The organism is Marinobacterium sp. BA1, from assembly GCF_041155135.1.
Classification (GTDB): domain Bacteria; phylum Pseudomonadota; class Gammaproteobacteria; order Pseudomonadales; family Balneatricaceae; genus Marinobacterium; species Marinobacterium iners.
Genome location: NZ_BAAFHC010000001.1, coordinates 975,106 through 991,009, shown reverse-complemented (window position 1 = coordinate 991,009; position 15,904 = coordinate 975,106). Strand labels below are relative to the sequence as shown.

Genomic DNA, 15,904 nt, shown 5'->3' with positions numbered 1-15,904 from the left:
CTTCAGCGAACGCTGAAAACTCCTTCCATGCCCTTGCCTTCAAGCCCTTTCATGAAGAAGCGGTAATCACCAGGCTTGATCGGTACGAAGTAGATCTCGGCTTCGCCTGCCTGTTCGAACTCAAGCTCAGTCAGTGTTGTGGCCTTAATCTCGATATCACCCGCTTCCACCTTACGCAAAAAGATCGAAGTGAAAAATTCAGGTGCCTGCATGGCGTATTCCTTGAGTCCGCTGGACACCACTTTCAGGCGATAGGCCTGGCCCGTTTCCAGCTCATAGCGTGTCTGGGACATGGCATAGTCGGTCACCTCACTCCCCAGTACCAGATCAGGCAAGGCTTCAGGGCGAGTTGTGAGATCACCGGCGGCATGGGTTGTCATAGCGGACAACGACAGCAGCGAGCCAACGAGGCAGGTTTTCAGTCTGGACATGGGTGTTTCCTGTGTTTGGCGTAATGGTTCACACCATGTTAGGCCCCACGCTCAGGCACAACATACTACTTCGGTACTGAATGTTTCGTACTTTCTGAATATTTCACCTGTCTCGCCTGCCCCCTAAGCTGGGTCCATAACAATGATAAAGACCTGAGCGCACATCATGAAATCACTGAACCGTCTGACGTTAACCGCCTGCATGGCCCTGCTGCCCTTCAGCCAGACAGCCGGTGCGAGCGCATTGAAGATTCAGATCGCCTACCTGGGCTTTGAGGCCGACCATGGCCCGGTGCTGTCGAATATTCTGCCAGAGCCTGCTGATGCCGGCCTGCGTGGAGCCGAACTGGGCATCAGCGACAGCAATTCAACTGGCCGCTTCCTGAAACATAAGTACAGTCTGCATACTCTCAGCAGTCCGGACTCAGCCAGCCTGATAACCCATGCCCAGACGCTGTACGATCAGGGCCTGAGGCTGTTTGTACTCAACCTTAATGCGGATCAGTTGCGCCAGATTGCAACACAGTTGCCCGATGATGCCGTCCTGATCAATGCCGGCAGCTCAGACAATGAGCTGCGCAGCAACGCCTGCATACCCGGCATGCTGCACACCCTTCCATCACGCGCCATGCTGACCGACGCACTGGGACAGTGGCTGGCATCAAGGCGCTGGAGCCGATGGCTGCTGCTGGAAGGCAACCAGCCTGAAGACAAGGCCTATGCCGACTCATTGCAGCGCAGCGCCGATCGCTTCGGTGCAAAAGTCATTGAGCGCAAGAGCTGGGACTACGACACTGATCTGCGCCGGACCGCCCAGAAGGAACTTCCGCCTTTCACTCAGACCCGTGAATATGACGTTGTTCTGGTGGCCGATGAACGCGGGGATTTCGGTGAATATGTCCCCTACAACACCTGGTACCCAAGGCCGGTGGCAGGCACTCAGGGCATGAGCCCGGTCGCTTGGCACAAAGTGGTTGAGGCCTGGGGTGCCGCCCAGTTGCACAGCCGCTTTGAAAAACAGGCCGGTCGCTGGATGAACAGCCATGACTATGCCAGCTGGGCCGGCGTACGCACCTTTGCCGAAGCGGTTACCCAGACCAGCAGTACCGATCCCGCCACACTAAAGGCCTTTATTCTGTCACCCGAATTTCAGCTCGGTGCATTCAAGGGGCGCAAGTTGTCCTACCGCCCCTGGAGCGGCCAGCTGCGGCAGCCCATTCCGCTGGTCCACCCACGCGCGCTGGTTTCACAATCACCGCAGGAAGGGTTTCTGCACCCGGTCACAGACCTGGACACACTTGGCTATGACGCCAGCGAAAGTAAGTGTCAGGTTCAATAATAACGAAGGAGTTTAACGGCCATGCGTATTCCGTTCATCAAGGCAGCACTGGTTTCAGCCATGCTGGCCACCCCGTTGGCACACGCGGCAACAGCGATTGTTTCCAATGAAAAGGATGACACATTGTCATTCATTGACCTGAAAACCCTGGAAGTGACCGACACGGTATCGGTGGGGCAACGTCCACGAGGTATTATTCTGTCAAAGGACAAGTCCCGTCTTTACATCTGCGCCAGCGACTCCGATACCGTGCAGGTGATGGATCTGGCCAGTCGCAAAATTATCGCCAACTTGCCATCGGGCGAAGACCCGGAGCAGTTCTCCTTGCACCCGGATGATCGTCGCCTGTATATCGCCAATGAAGACGATGCACTGGTAACCGTGGTTAACACCGAGTCGCATGAGGTGCTGGCACAGATTGAGGTTGGGGTCGAGCCCGAAGGCATGGCCGTCAGTCCTGATGGGCGTTGGGCTGTCAATACTAGTGAAACCACCAGCATGTTGCACTGGATTGATACCGAAACCCATGAACTGGTCGACAATACGCTGGTGGATCAGCGCCCTCGCCATGTTGAATTTACCCGCGATGGCAGCATGCTGTGGGCGTCCGCCGAGATCGGTGGAACCGTTTCGATCATTGATGTGGCAAGCCGTGAAATCATCAAGAAGCTGAACTTCCAGATTCGGGGTATCCATCCCGACAAGATTCAGCCTGTCGGCGTCAAGCTGTCAGCGGATGGCCGTTTTGCCTTTGTCGCTCTGGGCCCTGCCAACCATGTTGCGGTCGTGGATACGTCCAACTACGAGGTGCTGGACTATCTGCTGGTCGGGCGCCGGGTCTGGCACATGGAGTTCACACCGGATCAGAAATACCTGCTGACCACCAATGGTGTCAGTGGTGATGTCTCGGTGATTGATATCGATAAGATGAAAGTGATCAAGTCAATCAAAGTGGGACGCTACCCCTGGGGTGTGGTCACACTGGAGTGATGAGCCGATGAGTATCGAGGCACAGGATATCAGCTTTCGCTACGGCCACCGCCTGGCACTGGACAATATCAGCTTCAGGCTTGAACCGGGGCGCTTCAACGCCCTGCTTGGCCCCAACGGCGCAGGCAAGAGTACGCTCTATGCCCTGCTGACTCGATTGTTTTCCCTGCAGCAGGGTGAAATTCGCATCGATGGGCTGGCGCTGAGGCAACAGCCTCGGGCTCTCATGCAGCGAATCGGGGTTGTGTTTCAGCACAGTACGCTGGATCAGGACCTGAGTGTATTGCAGAACCTGGAGTACCATGGTGCCCTGCACGGACTGTCGACACGCCAGGTGCGTACCGCTGCAGCCCCACTGCTGGAGCGACTGCAGCTGAGTGATCGCCTGCATGACAGTATTCGCAGCCTCAATGGCGGTCATCGGCGCCGGGTTGAAATCGCCCGTGCCCTGTTGCATGAGCCCTCGGTACTGCTGCTGGATGAAGCGTCAGTCGGTCTCGACACCGCTTCTCGGCAGGCGATCAACCGCCACGTGCGCGAGCTGTGCGCAGGCAAGAACCTGACCGTACTCTGGGCCACTCATCTGATTGAAGAGATCGAGCAGGACGATCCGGTACTGATTCTGCATAAGGGACAGATACTCGCCGACAACATTGCCTCTGCGATCTGCTCCGAACATCATTGCCCCTCACTGGCAAAGGCGTTCGAGCGGATTACCGGGCTTGAGGAGCCAACGGCATGCCATTGAAAGCCTACCTGATCTGTTTTAAGGGCGTGCTGAAGCGGGAATTTTTGCGCTTTGTTCATCAACGTACCCGTTTTCTCAGTGCCTTGATCCGCCCTCTGCTGTGGCTGGTGGTCTTTGCTGCCGGTTTCAGGGCAGCGCTCGGGGTATCGATCATCCCCCCCTACCAGACCTATATCACCTACGAAACTTACATCCTGCCAGGGCTGTGTTGCATGATTCTGCTGTTCAACGGCATGCAGGGGTCACTGTCGATGGTCTATGACCGTGAGATGGGCAGCATGAAGGTGCTGCTGATGAGCCCATTGCCACGCGCCTGGCTCCTGTTTTGTAAACTGGTGTCCATTGCCCTGCTGTCGCTGGCACAGGTTTATGCCTTCATCGCACTTGGCTGGCTGGTGGGGGTGGAGCCACCGCTTTGGGGGCTGGTCGCCGTGCTGCCGGCGCTGCTGCTGACCGCCTTTCTGCTGGGGGCCATCGGCCTGTTTCTGTCCTCGCGAATTCGTCAGCTGGAAAACTTTGCCGGGGTGATGAATTTCGTGATTTTCCCAATGTTCTTCATGTCATCGGCACTGTATCCGCTGTGGAAGATGCGGGAGTCCAGTGAGTGGCTGTACTGGGTCTGCAGCTTCAATCCCTTTACCCACGCCGTCGAGCTGGTTCGGTTTGCACTCTATCTGGAACTGAATCAGACAGCCCTGCTGATAACACTGGCAACGACTGCCGTATTCACGCTTCTGGCACTGCTGGGCTTCAATCCTGAACGCATGGCCTCGAACACCAAGGGTAAGGGCTGATCCTTAACTGTCGGTGTCTAGCAGGTGACTCATCAGTGCCCGCAGTTTGCCCGGTTTGATCGGTTTGTTCAGCACCCGCACACCGGCATCACGAAACGCCTTGCGGGTCGGGTCACTGCGGTCGGCCGTCAACATGACAACCGGCACACAGGGCATCCCCTGCGCCTGCATCAGTGACAGCAGCTCGAGCCCGGTAGCCCCCTCTTCAAGGTGATAATCCGCCAGAATCAGCTCCACATGGCAGGTCTGCAACCGTTCCATTGCAGCTTCAAGGTCGGGCGCCAGTACAACATCACAGCCCCATCCACCCAACAGCGCCTCCATGCTGGCGAGAATGGAATGGTCATTATCCAGTACCAGAATCTGGCGACCATTGAGCACATCCGAGGGGATCGCTGCAGGCCCACTGGCAGTCACGCCCAGCATTCCGCTACTGCCACAAACCAGCGGCACCGACAGCTCGAAACACGAGCCTGCCCCCAGTCTTGAGTTGAGATTGACAGGGTGCGCCAGCATCCGCGCGATACGATCCACAATCGCCAGCCCCAGGCCGACGCCGGCCTTGCGGCTGCGATGCTGACTCAAACGGCAGAATTCATCGAAGATCGCCTGTTGCTGGTCCTGCGGTATCCCGCCACCGGTATCCCATACCTGAATCAGCAGTCGATCCCCCCGTCGCCTGAACCCCAGCAGCACGCCACCTTCATCAGTGTAACGAAAGGCATTGCTGAGCAGGTTGCGCAGTATACGGGTCAGCAGTCTCAGGTCGCTGCTGATCCAGTGGCGTGAAGGGCGTGCGCGGAAGCTTAACCCGGCTTGTTGCGCAACGGGCTCAAACTCGGCCTGCAGCCCCTGCAACAGTCGCTCGACGGGAAAGCTCTGCAACTCCGGCTGTACCGCATTCTGATCCAGTCGTGAGATGTCCAGCAGATCGGTCAGCAGATGTTCGGCACCATCAAGCGCCAGATGCACCCGGTCGACCAGCTCCGATTCGCTCGTCGGCAGGCTGCGCTCCTGCAAGGCCGCTACCAGTAAACGTGCGGCATTCAGCGGCTGCAGCAGGTCGTGGCTGGCAGCGGCCAGGTACTTATCCTTGCTGAGGTTGGCCGCCTCTGCAGCCTCTTTGGCCAGCTGCATTTCGTGCTCGGCCTGCTGGCGAATACTGACCTCATGCCAGAGCCGGTCATTGAGACTGACCAGCTCACGGGTGCGTTCACCGACGCGTTGTTCCAACTCCTCGTTGAGGCTTCTCATCCGCTGCTGCACGCGCTTGCGTTCGGTAATGTCGGCCACAAAAGCTTCAATAATGGCGCCATCCGACTCCTGTCGCAGCAGGATATTCATCGAAACCTCTACTGGGCTGCCATCAGTTCGACGCAGGCGGGTTTCATACAGAAACAACTGGCCGGTCTGCGTCAGCTGTTGGCAGATGCAGTCAAGCTCTTGCGGGTCGAACAGCAGATCATCTGCCAGATTGACCTTATGTTCCATCTGCACCGGGTCCGAGTAGCCACAGATACGCGCCAGCGCACGGTTGGAACGGGTCAGACTGCCATCAAGTTCGGCCTGAAAGATGCCATGCAGGGCATTCTCGAACAGCCACTTGTAGCGGTTGCGCTCCGCTTCCAGCTCTTCGACCTTATTCAGTAGTTCGGGGTAGTAACTCTTGCGCGCTGAATGGCCACCAAGACCAATCAGGTCTTCAAACGTAAGACCACTCTCGTCAGAGGGCTTCTTCATACACGGCCTCAACATCACGCCGGTTGGACTTGCGCGGGTTTGTCAGAATACAGGGGTCTTTTAGTGCGTTCTCGCTTAACCAGGGAATATCGGTCAGATGCACTCCCTGCTCGGCCAGCTTTTGATACAGGCCAACTTCACGCTTGAGTGAGATCACGTGCTGCATCAAGCGACGCTTGACCTGAGACTGGCTCAAACCACGCGTATCGATCCCCATGGTTTCTGCGACAATACGGAAGCGGTCCGTGGCGGCATCGTAGTTAAAGTCGATTACGTGCTCCAGCAACATGGCGTTGCAGAGGCCATGAGGCAGGTCCAGATAGCCGCCTAGGCTGTGTGACATCGCGTGCACGGCGCCCAGTATCGCATTGGAAAACGCCAGACCTGCCTTCATTGATCCCAGCATTACCTGTTCACGCAGGTGGCTGTCATCAGGCTGTTCTACCAATAGCGCCAGATGACCGTTGATCAGCCGGATGGCATCCAGTGCATGCATATCAGTCAGCGCACCGCTGCCGGTGGATACAAACGCTTCAATGGCATGTACCAGTGCATCCACGCCGGTGCAGGCGGTCAGGAAGGCATCCATGGTGCGGGTGGTATCAGGGTCAATCAGCGCCACATCCGGCACCACGGATTTGCTGACGATGGAGAACTTGAAGCGTTCCTGTTGATTGGAAATGATCGCGAACTGTGACACATCCGCTGAAGTACCGGCGGTGGTGGGGATGAAGATCAGCGGCGGAATCGGGCTCTGAATGCGGTCGATCCCCTCAAACTCAAGAATGCTGCGGCCATGGGCACTGACAATGCCGATCCCTTTGGCGCAGTCCATCGGGCTGCCGCCGCCAACGGCGACAATCACGTTACAGCCCTGCTCGGCATAGATTTCGGCACCGCGCATCACCTGCTCAACCCGTGGGTTGGGGGATACCTCGGTGAAACGAACACAGCCGATACCCTGTTCAAGCAACAGAGACTCGATTTCAGCCACCCAGCCCGCCTGTTCAACGCCGGGGTCAGACACCAGCAGTACCTTGCGTGCGCCAAAGGTAACCGCGTAGTTGGCAACGGTCTTGCGAGCACCACTGCCAAAAATAATCTCGGGTGAAACAAACTTGCGAAGGCGGGAAATTTCACTCATGGGCGTGACCTGTTGCCGCACCGGTCAAACCGGTGTCTGATAATTATTATGTAATCGCGCCATTATACCCACCTGAGCGGGTACAGGTAGTGTACAAACGGCTACAAAAAAACCACAAAATTGCACAAACTGTCATGTCCCTACAACTTTCGCATTAAGTACCATAGTGGCCAATAATTCTCGCCAAGGCAGCAGATCAATGCTGCCACAATTGCAGGATAATTGTTGCCATGGAACAGTCATCTCCCCTTTATCAACATGTCGTGATTGTCGGCGGCGGCGCCGGTGGGCTTGAGCTCGCCACCCGTCTGGCCCGCAAGTACAGCCGCAAGGGCCTCAAGGTCACGCTCGTGGACCGTGAGCCAACGCATATCTGGAAGCCACTGCTGCATGAAGTGGCAACTGGGTCGCTGGATGCCGGCCTTGATGAGCTGAGCTACAACGCTCAGGGCCGCAGCGCCGGTTTCAAATTTCAGATTGGCCAGATGCAGTCACTGGATCGAGAGCAGCGTTGCATTCACCTTGCCCCTGTGTGCGGGCAGGACGGCCAGATGATTCTGCCCGGCCGCGAGCTGTATTACGACTATCTGGTGATGGCCGTAGGCAGCGTAACCAACGATTTTGGCGTCGAGGGCGTGGCCGACCACTGTACCTTTCTCGACAGCCGTGAACAGGCCGAGCAGTTTCGCCATACACTGCTTGAGTCATGGCTCAAGACCAGCAACACGCCGGATGCACGCCTGCGCATCGCGATTGTCGGCGCCGGTGCCACCGGTGTTGAGCTGTCGGCCGAACTGTTCAATACCGCACGCGAACTCAGCGCCTATGGTCTGTCAAAACTGGACCGGCAGCGGCTGGAAGTGATTCTGGTTGAAGCAGGCCCGAGCATACTCCCGGCCTTGCCGCCCCGAATCTCTTCGGCAGCCCGTCATGAACTGGAAAAACTGGGAGTCAGTGTCCGCGAAAACACCAAGGTTGCTTCTGTAAACGAGAAGGGGCTGGTCACCGATACCGGTGAAGTGATCGAGGCGGAGCTGAAAGTCTGGGCCGCCGGTATCCGCGCACCGGACTTCATGCAGTCGCTGGATGGGCTGGAGTGCAATCGCCTCAATCAGCTGGTGGTGCAGCCGGATCTTCGTACCACTGAGGACAAGCGCATTTTTGCCCTCGGTGACTGCGCTGCCTGTGCACGTACGGACGGCAACGGCAATGTGCCGCCCCGTGCCCAGGCAGCGCACCAGATGGCCAGCTTTCTGTATCGCCACTTCCGCAAAATTCTGCGTGAAGAGGCCCTGCCGGCCTATGAGTACAAGGACTATGGCTCGCTGGTATCGCTCAGCCGATTCAGCACCGTCGGCAGCCTGATGGGCAACCTGTCCAAGGGCAGCCTTATGGTTGAAGGACGCCTTGCGCGGCTGGTCTATGTCTCGCTCTACCGGCTGCACCAGCTGGCAATACACGGTTACATCAAAACGTTTCTGATCACGCTGGTTGATCGCATCAACCGGGTGATCCGTCCCAGACTCAAGCTGCACTGAGCGAGAGGGAGCCATCAGCACTGAGCCTTGCCGACCATTGGTCGGCTTTTTTTATCTCGGGCAAACCGAAATTTCTGCTACGCTTAACAACGGTTGTTAACGGATTCGGATCACAACGCTCATGCTGACACCCTCCTTGACCCGCCCGTTGGTGATGGCTGTTTTCATTGCAGATGCCTACTCGTTGGCACTGCATTGGATATACGACCACGACCTGCTGGACCGTGAGCCGGTCGATCCGGATCAGCTACACGCACCCTTGAGCCACTGGCACGGCAACAAGCAGGCAGGAGATCTGACCCATTATGGTGATCAGGCCTGGCACCTTTATCAGTTTCTGCAGCAACACAACCAGTTCAACGCTGTGGCCTACCGCAATAGCTGGGCTCGCTTCATGCGGCATTACACCGGCTATATCGACAAGGCCAGTGCCATGACGCTGCAGAATATCAGTCAGGGAATTGAGCCCGCCGGCTCTGAATCCACAGAGCTGTCGGTCACTGGCCGGGTCGTGTGCCTACTGCCCTTTGTCAGTAACAAGCACGCCTTTCTGGAGCAGGCCCAGGCCCTGGCTGCCATAACACACAACTCACCCTCAACACTGGCGACAACCGAGTATCTGGCACGTGTTCTGCTGGACTGCCTGGGCGGCATTCCCGCTGAGGAAGCACTGGAGCGAGAGCTTCACAGCCTGCCCCCTGCGCTGCAACAGCTGGTGGCAATGGGACGTGATTCAGCGGCCGACGACACACGTCAGGCGCTGCGCCGGTTTGGCATCGCCTGTGATTTGCAGCACGGGTTGCCCGGTGTTGCTCACCTGCTGTGCCGTTACCGTTCTGTGCCTGAGATGTTGCAGCAAAATGCCCTGGCCGGAGGTGACTCCAGTGCCCGCGCGATGATTACAGCCGCCATCATGACAGCACAGGCAGAATCACCTGAACTGCCGCAACACTGGTTACCCCGCTGCTGGCCAGAGACGGCCATCTGATTATTCTGAAAATTCGAAAATTTCAGAATAATGTCAACAAATTACAACAGTATTACAGTTGATCAGTTGAAACCCTACCCCCAGGTGTTTATGATCCACGCCTTTGTTTTATCCGCACCAAACCATTCCCATGATTTTTGTCACAGGTTGACTACTTTTAAGTAAGCGACCTATTGATCTGAGGCAGACCAGCTATTCGCCAAAGTTGCAACGGGCAACTAGGGCAGGCAGGTACAGATACCATCCGGAGTGATTGGTCGACCCTGTAAAACACCGGGAGCTGCACCGCCATGAGAAACAATCTTCCTGTCACGCAAAAAGAACGGCGTTTCGGCAGCGATGAAAAATTGATTTCCACGACCGACCTCGATGGCAACATTACCCACTGCAACGATGTGTTCGTGAATATCAGCGGCTACTCACGTGAAGAGTTGATCGGCCAGCCACACAATATGGTGCGCCACCCCGATATGCCCGAAGCCGCCTTCAAGGTCCTCTGGGACACCATCAGAGCAGGCAAGCCCTGGATGGGATTGGTCAAGAACCGCTGCAAGAACGGCGATCATTACTGGGTGAACGCCTACGTCACGCCCATTACCGAGCATGGAAAGGTTATCGGCTTCGAGTCGGTACGCGTCTGCCCGGAGCGAGCGGATGTTGCTCGTGCTGAAAAGATCTACGGCCTGATCAATCGCGGCAAGTCGATCAGCAAATTCAGCATTCCCTGGGACTGGGTCATTTTTGTTGTGGCGCTGGTTTTAGCCGGCGTACTGGGCAATCAGGTTTCCCCTCTGCTGGGTGGAGCGCTTTTTGCTGTGGTCGCCGCAGCTCTATTGGCCAATCAACAGATACAGCGCCAGCGTCGCCTGAATCGATTGCTCAACATGATGCCATCTGCCTTCAAGCACCCGGTCGCGACAGCAACCTACACCGACAGCATTGGCAGCCTCGGTGATCTTGAAGTGGCTATCAAGAGCGAACAGTCGCACCTGGACACCGTACTCACCCGCATTGATGACGCAGCCCTCAGCGTAGCCGACAAGGCCCGCAGTGGGCTGGAGATGTCGCAGGAATCCTGTGCTGCCATGCGCCGCCAGCAGGAAGAGACCGAAAAGGTGGCCGCCGCCATGCACCAGATGGCCTCCACCATTGCCGAGGTCTCCGGCCATGTGCAGGAAACCGCATCACAGGCTGAGCGTTCCAATACCACAGCAGTGAAAGGGCGTGAGCTGGCCAGCACCACGAGTCAGTCGATCGCCCACCTGAGCCAGACGGTTAACCATATCGCTTCCTCGGTCCAGGATCTGGTTGAACAGACCGGCAAGATTGCCGATGCCGCCCGCATCATTGAAGAGATCGCAGACCAGACCAACCTGCTGGCACTCAATGCCGCCATCGAAGCGGCTCGCGCCGGCGAGCACGGTCGTGGCTTTGCCGTGGTCGCCGATGAGGTCCGCCAGTTGGCCATGCGAACGCAGGCGTCTACCCGCGATATTCATCAGATTGTTGATGGACTGGGCTCTCGTGCCGATCATGCCATCAAGGCTGCGCATGAAGGGCAGGACGAAGCCGATGCCGGCCTTGCGCAGGTGCAGGAAGCCGAGCAGATGCTGAACGAGATCTCCGGAATGATGAGCACCATCGCCAACATGTCGATGCAGATGGCCGCTGCCGTTGAAGAGCAGGCCCAGGTCTCTGAAGGGGTCAACGCTCAGGTTGCCAGCATTTCGGCACTTTCAAGCGAAAGTCTGTTCAAGGCCGAAGAGGCCGCGGGCACCACTCGTGAACTGCAGTCGGTATCCGCTGACATGCATGAGCTGGTCAGCGGTTTCAAACGCTAAACCAGAATCATCACCACACAGGCAGCGGTCAACAGCCCCATCACTGCGTTGAACCGCTGCCAATGGCGAGGCGTGCTCAACAGCCGCCCAAGTGCAACACCAAACCCGGCCCAGAGGGAAATGGCCGGGATATTCACCAGCGCCATAACCGCAATCAGTACCAGAGCTGACGCCACGAAGGCATCCCCTGCCAGCGTGAATGAAGCCACCCCCGAGATCGACATAATCCATGCTTTCGGATTGGCGAACTGAAAGGCTGCTGCCTGCCACAGTCGCAGCGGCCTGCGCTCCGCAGCGCAGTCCACCTCAGGTGCGGGAGCCGTCGCGATACGCCAGGCCAGCCAGAGCAGATAAACGCTGCCTACTACCTTTAGCGCCAGCTGCATCGACGGCCAACGCTCAAACATTGCTCCCAGCCCCATGGCCACTGCTGCCATCAGCCCCATACACCCCAGTGTGATACCCATTATGTGCGGCACCGTGCGGCGAAACCCAAAGTTCGCACCCGATGCCGTCAGCATCATGTTGTTGGGTCCTGGTGTCACTGACATGCTGAACGCAAACAGCATGGCAGGCCCCAGCAGCCCGGTCAGTTCCACGGCTTCCTGTGTCATCACTAACGCCTCGATTGTATGGGTACAATTACATGAGTTTGATTCAATTATTCTCATTGAATCCATACAATGCACGTTAGACCCTTGCATTTATGCGAGCAATGTTTACTTTGTCACCTATACAATCAATTGTACCCCTAACAAATGGAGCCCGCATGGACCTGCATGAGCGCGCCCGCGCCCGCTGCCACTGGCTGCCCGACCTGACAGGCCGGACCGGCGCACGTTACCAGGTACTGGTCGATCAGCTGGCGGCCGATATCGCCAGCGGCCAACTCAAGCCGGGTGATCGCCTTCCACCGCAACGCCTGCTGGCTGATGCACTTGAGGTCACCATCGGTACCATCACGCGTGCCTATCGTGAGGCCGAGCGCCGTGGCTTGGTTGAAGCACGCGTGGGCAGTGGCACGCGAGTGAAGGGAGCGACCGAACAACCGCCTGACTTTCACCATCTTTCGCGCGCCGGCCATGACAGCATTGATCTGTCACTGAGCATCCCGATTCCCAATCCGCTGCGGCAGCAACAGCTGGCCGCCATTTTGCAACAGATTGCCAGCCTGCCCACAGCTATCGAATCCGCCCTTACCTATCAGCCCGAACAGGGCAGTCCGTTGCAGCGTGAGCAACTCTGCCAATGGCTCAACGCTCAGGGGCTTATGCTGCTGCCTGAAGAGGTCATCCTCACCGAGGGCGGGCAACATGCTGACTTTCTGGCTTTACAGGCATTGATAAAACCGGGTGAAGCGGTGGCCTCTGCTGCCCTCACCTACCCAGGCATGATCGCGGCGGCACGTCAGCTTGGGCTGAAACACATCCCTGTACCCATGGATCGGGAGGGCATACGGCCCGACGCCCTGGAGCGGCTGTGCCAGCAGCAGCGCATCCGCCTGCTCTACCTGATGCCCGAGTACAACAATCCCACTGGCCTGAGCATGAGCCAGCAGCGACGTGAGGCCATCGTCGAGGTCGCACGACGCCATGACATGCTGCTACTGGAAGACGGTGTGCAATTTGTTACCCCTGACTTGAGAGGAACGCCGTTGTTTGAACTGGCACCTGAGCGAGCGCTTTACATCTTCAGTGCATCCAAGTTGCTGTCAGGAGGTCTGCGATTCGGTGCATTGCGTGCTCCTTCCAATTTGATGCCCCAGCTACGGGTAGCATTGCGTGCACAATGCTGGTCATCACCGGGGCTGATGGGAGCCGTCACCTGTCAGTGGCTGGCAAAGGGACATGCCGACCCGCTGCTGCACTGGCACTGGGATGAAGTACGGACACGCCAGAAACTGCTGCATGAGGTATTGGGGCAGTACAACCTGAGCTCCCACCCCTGTGGTTTTCATGGTTGGCTCCAGCTGCCGGAACCCTGGCGTGCGGCCGATTTTGTCAAACTTGCCGATAGCAGAGGTGTTACGCTGATTGCCGCAGAACCTTTTTGTGTCGGCACTCAGCCCGCTCCTCAGGCTGTGCGCATCTGCGTAACGCCCCCTGCCAGCCGTGAGCGGCTGCAGGAAGGACTGGAACGGCTTGCACAACTGCTTCATGACGAACCTCCGCTGATGCCCCCGCTGCTGTAAATGCAGAGTCGATATCAGCTGTTATACTGAACCTGTTCTGACAAGGAGGGATACAATGATGAGTGTTGAAGTGAGCGGCCTGTTCGGCCTTATCGTTCTGGTACTCAACGTCATGGCAATCGTGAAAACCATCCAGAGCCCTGCCACCACCATGGCAAAGGTGGTCTGGATTGTCGTGATTCTGCTGCTGCCTGTGCTTGGCCTGATTCTGTGGTTCTTGCTTGGACCCAGGGGCTGAAACGGTTCTGACTCCCATAAGATGTTGTGCATTGCAGGTACTGCACCGCCTTATGCGGTACAGCACCTGAAATAGCGCAGCCAAACTCTTGCGGATATCGATTACTGCTGCTTCTGAGCTTGGTACTCACGAGCGATTTTACGCAGTTCTGCCAGGGCCGCAGCGGCATTTATGTCGAGGTCCGCAACACTGTCGATCCACGCCTGATCCATGCCCTCGGACAGCTTCAGGAAGTCCTGAGTAAACGGGGCATTTTGGTCATGCTCGACAATGGTAACGCCCTGCTCCCGTGCGAATTCCAGACCTTCATAGTCGGTTTCTTCCCAGGCCTTGCCAGCCAGCGCAGACAGCTTTTCACCGGACACGCTCATGATCGCTTCACGGTCTTTCGGGTCCAGATCAGCCAGGAAGTCCGGGTTGATGAAGATTGAAAATGTACCCATGTACATCCCGCCGGGGATTGTGGTCAGATACTTTGTCACTTCCGCCAGACGCTGTGCTTTCTGCTGTCCCACAGGCAGCAGAGTGCCATCCACCACGCCCTGCTGCATCATTTCGTACAGCTTTGTGGCGGGCGCCGATACCGGCGCAGCCTGAAGCCGCTCGGCAATATCGGCCTGTACACCACCACCGATACGGATCTTCTTGCCCTTGATATCGTCAATACGCTCAATGGGAATGGTCGTCATCAGCTGGCCCGGCCCGTGGGTGAACATCCCCACCACCTCAAGCCCCGAGAACTCATCTGCAGACTGAAAGTATTTTTGCTGTACACGCCAAAGCGCAACGGAGGCCGCCTCGGCACCCACCCCCATACCCGGCTGCTCTGCCACCATGGGCAGCCTGAAGCGTCCTGGCACATAACCGTGATAGCTGAAACCGGCATCAATGACGCCGTCTTCAACCAGCTGGAAATAGGACTTCGGATGCCCCACATCGTATTCAACCTTGACCTTCACACGCCCCTCGGTCGCCTCTTCAACCCACTTCGCCCAGGTCGGCCAAACAACCGAATTCTGCACAGACGTCGGGGGCAACCAGGTACCGACGACCATGGTCGTTTCCGCACTCACCACGCCGGAACACCCAAGGCCCACAATCAAGGAAAGGCCCATACCATATTTTTTTATTGTCTTAAGCATCGTGTTTCCTTTTTATTTTGGTTTTTTATTAAAAGATCCACTTCCAAAAAGCTCAATGAGTTGAGCCAACTCTTCCCGCATACTCTTTTCTGAATTATGCGAGAAATTATTCTTTATCAGTTGCTTTGTTCTAATAACGGCTTCGGTTGGTAACAGAGCAAGCTCCTCTGCACTTTTCATTGCAGTATTGAAGGCTTCGCCATCCTCACACACCTCGTTTATGAAACCCTTTTCACAGAACCGATTCGCTTTCCAGGTTCGGCCAAGGACAAGCAACTCCGTTGCAATACAGTGAGTTGAAAAGTTTGGAATAATGAATGTTGCCGCAAACTCAGGACACAGGCCAAGGCTCGTAAACGGCATTTTGAAGAAGCTGCTTCGTCCTGCATAAACCAGATCGCAATGCAAAAGCAGCGTCACACCAATACCGACGGCAAAACCTTCAACAGCCGCGATTACAGGTTTTTTGCATTGACTCATCCTGAGCATGAACTTAAATACCGGATGTGTTTCATCCTGTATTGGATTATTAATAAAATCCTCAACATCATGACCGCTGCAAAAATACTCATCATGCCCCGTGATCACAATGGATTTTATTTCGGCATTTTGTTCTGCCTGGGTTAAAAACTCCGAGAGTAATGTATATGCATTAATATCAAGTGCATTCTTTCTGGCAGGATTGACGATTCTGATCACCATCACAGAGCCGTGAACATCCCTGCGGACACAAGGTTCGGGTCGCATAGCAATTTCCTTGGAATTCAGCATCTGGAACCT

Annotated in this window: 15 protein-coding genes; 9 read left to right on the top strand and 6 right to left on the bottom strand. The window is 56.5% G+C overall.

The window, feature by feature from the left end:
• Window positions 1-2: 2 nt before the first annotated feature.
• On the bottom strand, window positions 3-431 hold the full coding sequence (locus ACAM29_RS04830) for a copper-binding protein (protein WP_091823884.1): 429 nt from the start codon (window positions 429-431) through the stop codon (window positions 3-5).
• A 166-nt stretch (window positions 432-597) separates the two neighbouring features.
• Here ACAM29_RS04830 and ACAM29_RS04825 point away from each other — a divergent pair, with 166 nt between their 5' ends.
• Genes ACAM29_RS04825 through ACAM29_RS04810 form a run of 4 tightly spaced genes read left to right on the top strand, consistent with a single transcriptional unit; the run spans window position 598 to window position 4,302 of the window.
• On the top strand, window positions 598-1,770 hold the full coding sequence (locus ACAM29_RS04825) for an ABC transporter substrate-binding protein (protein ID WP_369623395.1): 1,173 nt from the start codon (window positions 598-600) through the stop codon (window positions 1,768-1,770).
• 21 nt (window positions 1,771-1,791) lie between these two features.
• Window positions 1,792-2,760, top strand: a complete 969-nt coding sequence (locus ACAM29_RS04820; RefSeq protein WP_369623394.1) for a YVTN family beta-propeller repeat protein — start codon at window positions 1,792-1,794, stop codon at window positions 2,758-2,760.
• A gap of 7 nt (window positions 2,761-2,767) precedes the next feature.
• The gene (locus tag ACAM29_RS04815; protein ID WP_369623393.1) at window positions 2,768-3,508 is read left to right on the top strand and encodes an ABC transporter ATP-binding protein; all 741 of its coding nucleotides are present in this window, start codon (window positions 2,768-2,770) and stop codon (window positions 3,506-3,508) included.
• Window positions 3,499-4,302 carry an ABC transporter permease gene (locus tag ACAM29_RS04810; RefSeq protein ID WP_242529948.1) on the top strand — a complete coding sequence of 268 codons (804 nt, stop codon included), beginning with the start codon at window positions 3,499-3,501 and terminating at the stop codon, window positions 4,300-4,302. Before ACAM29_RS04815 ends, ACAM29_RS04810 begins: the two co-directional genes overlap by 10 nt.
• A 3-nt stretch (window positions 4,303-4,305) precedes the next feature.
• Here the strand turns inward: ACAM29_RS04810 and ACAM29_RS04805 are convergent, their stop codons facing one another.
• Together ACAM29_RS04805 and ercA are read right to left on the bottom strand one after the other, a co-directional pair.
• Window positions 4,306-6,042: a NahK/ErcS family hybrid sensor histidine kinase/response regulator gene (locus ACAM29_RS04805; RefSeq protein WP_369623392.1), complete on the bottom strand. Its 1,737-nt coding sequence runs from the start codon at window positions 6,040-6,042 to the stop codon at window positions 4,306-4,308.
• Window positions 6,026-7,186: an alcohol dehydrogenase-like regulatory protein ErcA gene (gene ercA, locus ACAM29_RS04800; RefSeq protein ID WP_206834285.1), complete on the bottom strand. Its 1,161-nt coding sequence runs from the start codon at window positions 7,184-7,186 to the stop codon at window positions 6,026-6,028. The genes ACAM29_RS04805 and ercA overlap by 17 nt, the downstream gene beginning before the upstream one ends.
• Before the next feature lie 230 nt (window positions 7,187-7,416).
• Between ercA and ACAM29_RS04795 the strand changes: the two genes are divergently transcribed.
• The 3 genes from ACAM29_RS04795 (at window position 7,417) to ACAM29_RS04785 (ending at window position 11,553) form a co-directional block, all read left to right on the top strand.
• Entirely contained in the window at window positions 7,417-8,724 is a 1,308-nt protein-coding gene (locus ACAM29_RS04795) for an NAD(P)/FAD-dependent oxidoreductase (protein ID WP_354407229.1), read from the top strand.
• A 121-nt stretch (window positions 8,725-8,845) separates the two neighbouring features.
• Window positions 8,846-9,712 (top strand): ADP-ribosylglycohydrolase family protein, encoded by an 867-nt coding sequence (locus ACAM29_RS04790; protein ID WP_354407226.1) that lies wholly within the window; start codon window positions 8,846-8,848, stop codon window positions 9,710-9,712.
• A gap of 290 nt (window positions 9,713-10,002) precedes the next feature.
• Complete coding sequence (locus ACAM29_RS04785) at window positions 10,003-11,553, top strand: PAS domain-containing methyl-accepting chemotaxis protein (RefSeq protein ID WP_354407223.1); 1,551 nt, start codon at window positions 10,003-10,005, stop codon at window positions 11,551-11,553.
• Here the strand turns inward: ACAM29_RS04785 and ACAM29_RS04780 are convergent.
• Complete coding sequence (locus ACAM29_RS04780) at window positions 11,550-12,167, bottom strand: LysE family translocator (RefSeq protein WP_206834293.1); 618 nt, start codon at window positions 12,165-12,167, stop codon at window positions 11,550-11,552. The two genes, ACAM29_RS04785 and ACAM29_RS04780, sit on opposite strands and share 4 nt — an antisense overlap.
• A gap of 155 nt (window positions 12,168-12,322) precedes the next feature.
• Between ACAM29_RS04780 and ACAM29_RS04775 the strand changes: the two genes are divergently transcribed.
• Both ACAM29_RS04775 and ACAM29_RS04770 read left to right on the top strand, forming a co-directional pair.
• Window positions 12,323-13,744 carry a PLP-dependent aminotransferase family protein gene (locus ACAM29_RS04775; RefSeq protein ID WP_369623391.1) on the top strand — a complete coding sequence of 474 codons (1,422 nt, stop codon included), beginning with the start codon at window positions 12,323-12,325 and terminating at the stop codon, window positions 13,742-13,744.
• A 58-nt stretch (window positions 13,745-13,802) separates the two neighbouring features.
• Complete coding sequence (locus tag ACAM29_RS04770; protein ID WP_091824526.1) at window positions 13,803-13,982, top strand: PLDc N-terminal domain-containing protein; 180 nt, start codon at window positions 13,803-13,805, stop codon at window positions 13,980-13,982.
• Between the two features lie 101 nt (window positions 13,983-14,083).
• Here ACAM29_RS04770 and ACAM29_RS04765 read toward each other — a convergent pair whose 3' ends face one another.
• Window positions 14,084-15,124, bottom strand: a complete 1,041-nt coding sequence (locus tag ACAM29_RS04765) for a TRAP transporter substrate-binding protein (protein ID WP_369623390.1) — start codon at window positions 15,122-15,124, stop codon at window positions 14,084-14,086.
• Window positions 15,125-15,136: 12 nt separating this feature from the next.
• Window positions 15,137-15,895, bottom strand: a complete 759-nt coding sequence (locus tag ACAM29_RS04760; protein ID WP_369623389.1) for an enoyl-CoA hydratase-related protein — start codon at window positions 15,893-15,895, stop codon at window positions 15,137-15,139.
• Window positions 15,896-15,904 lie beyond the last annotated feature (9 nt).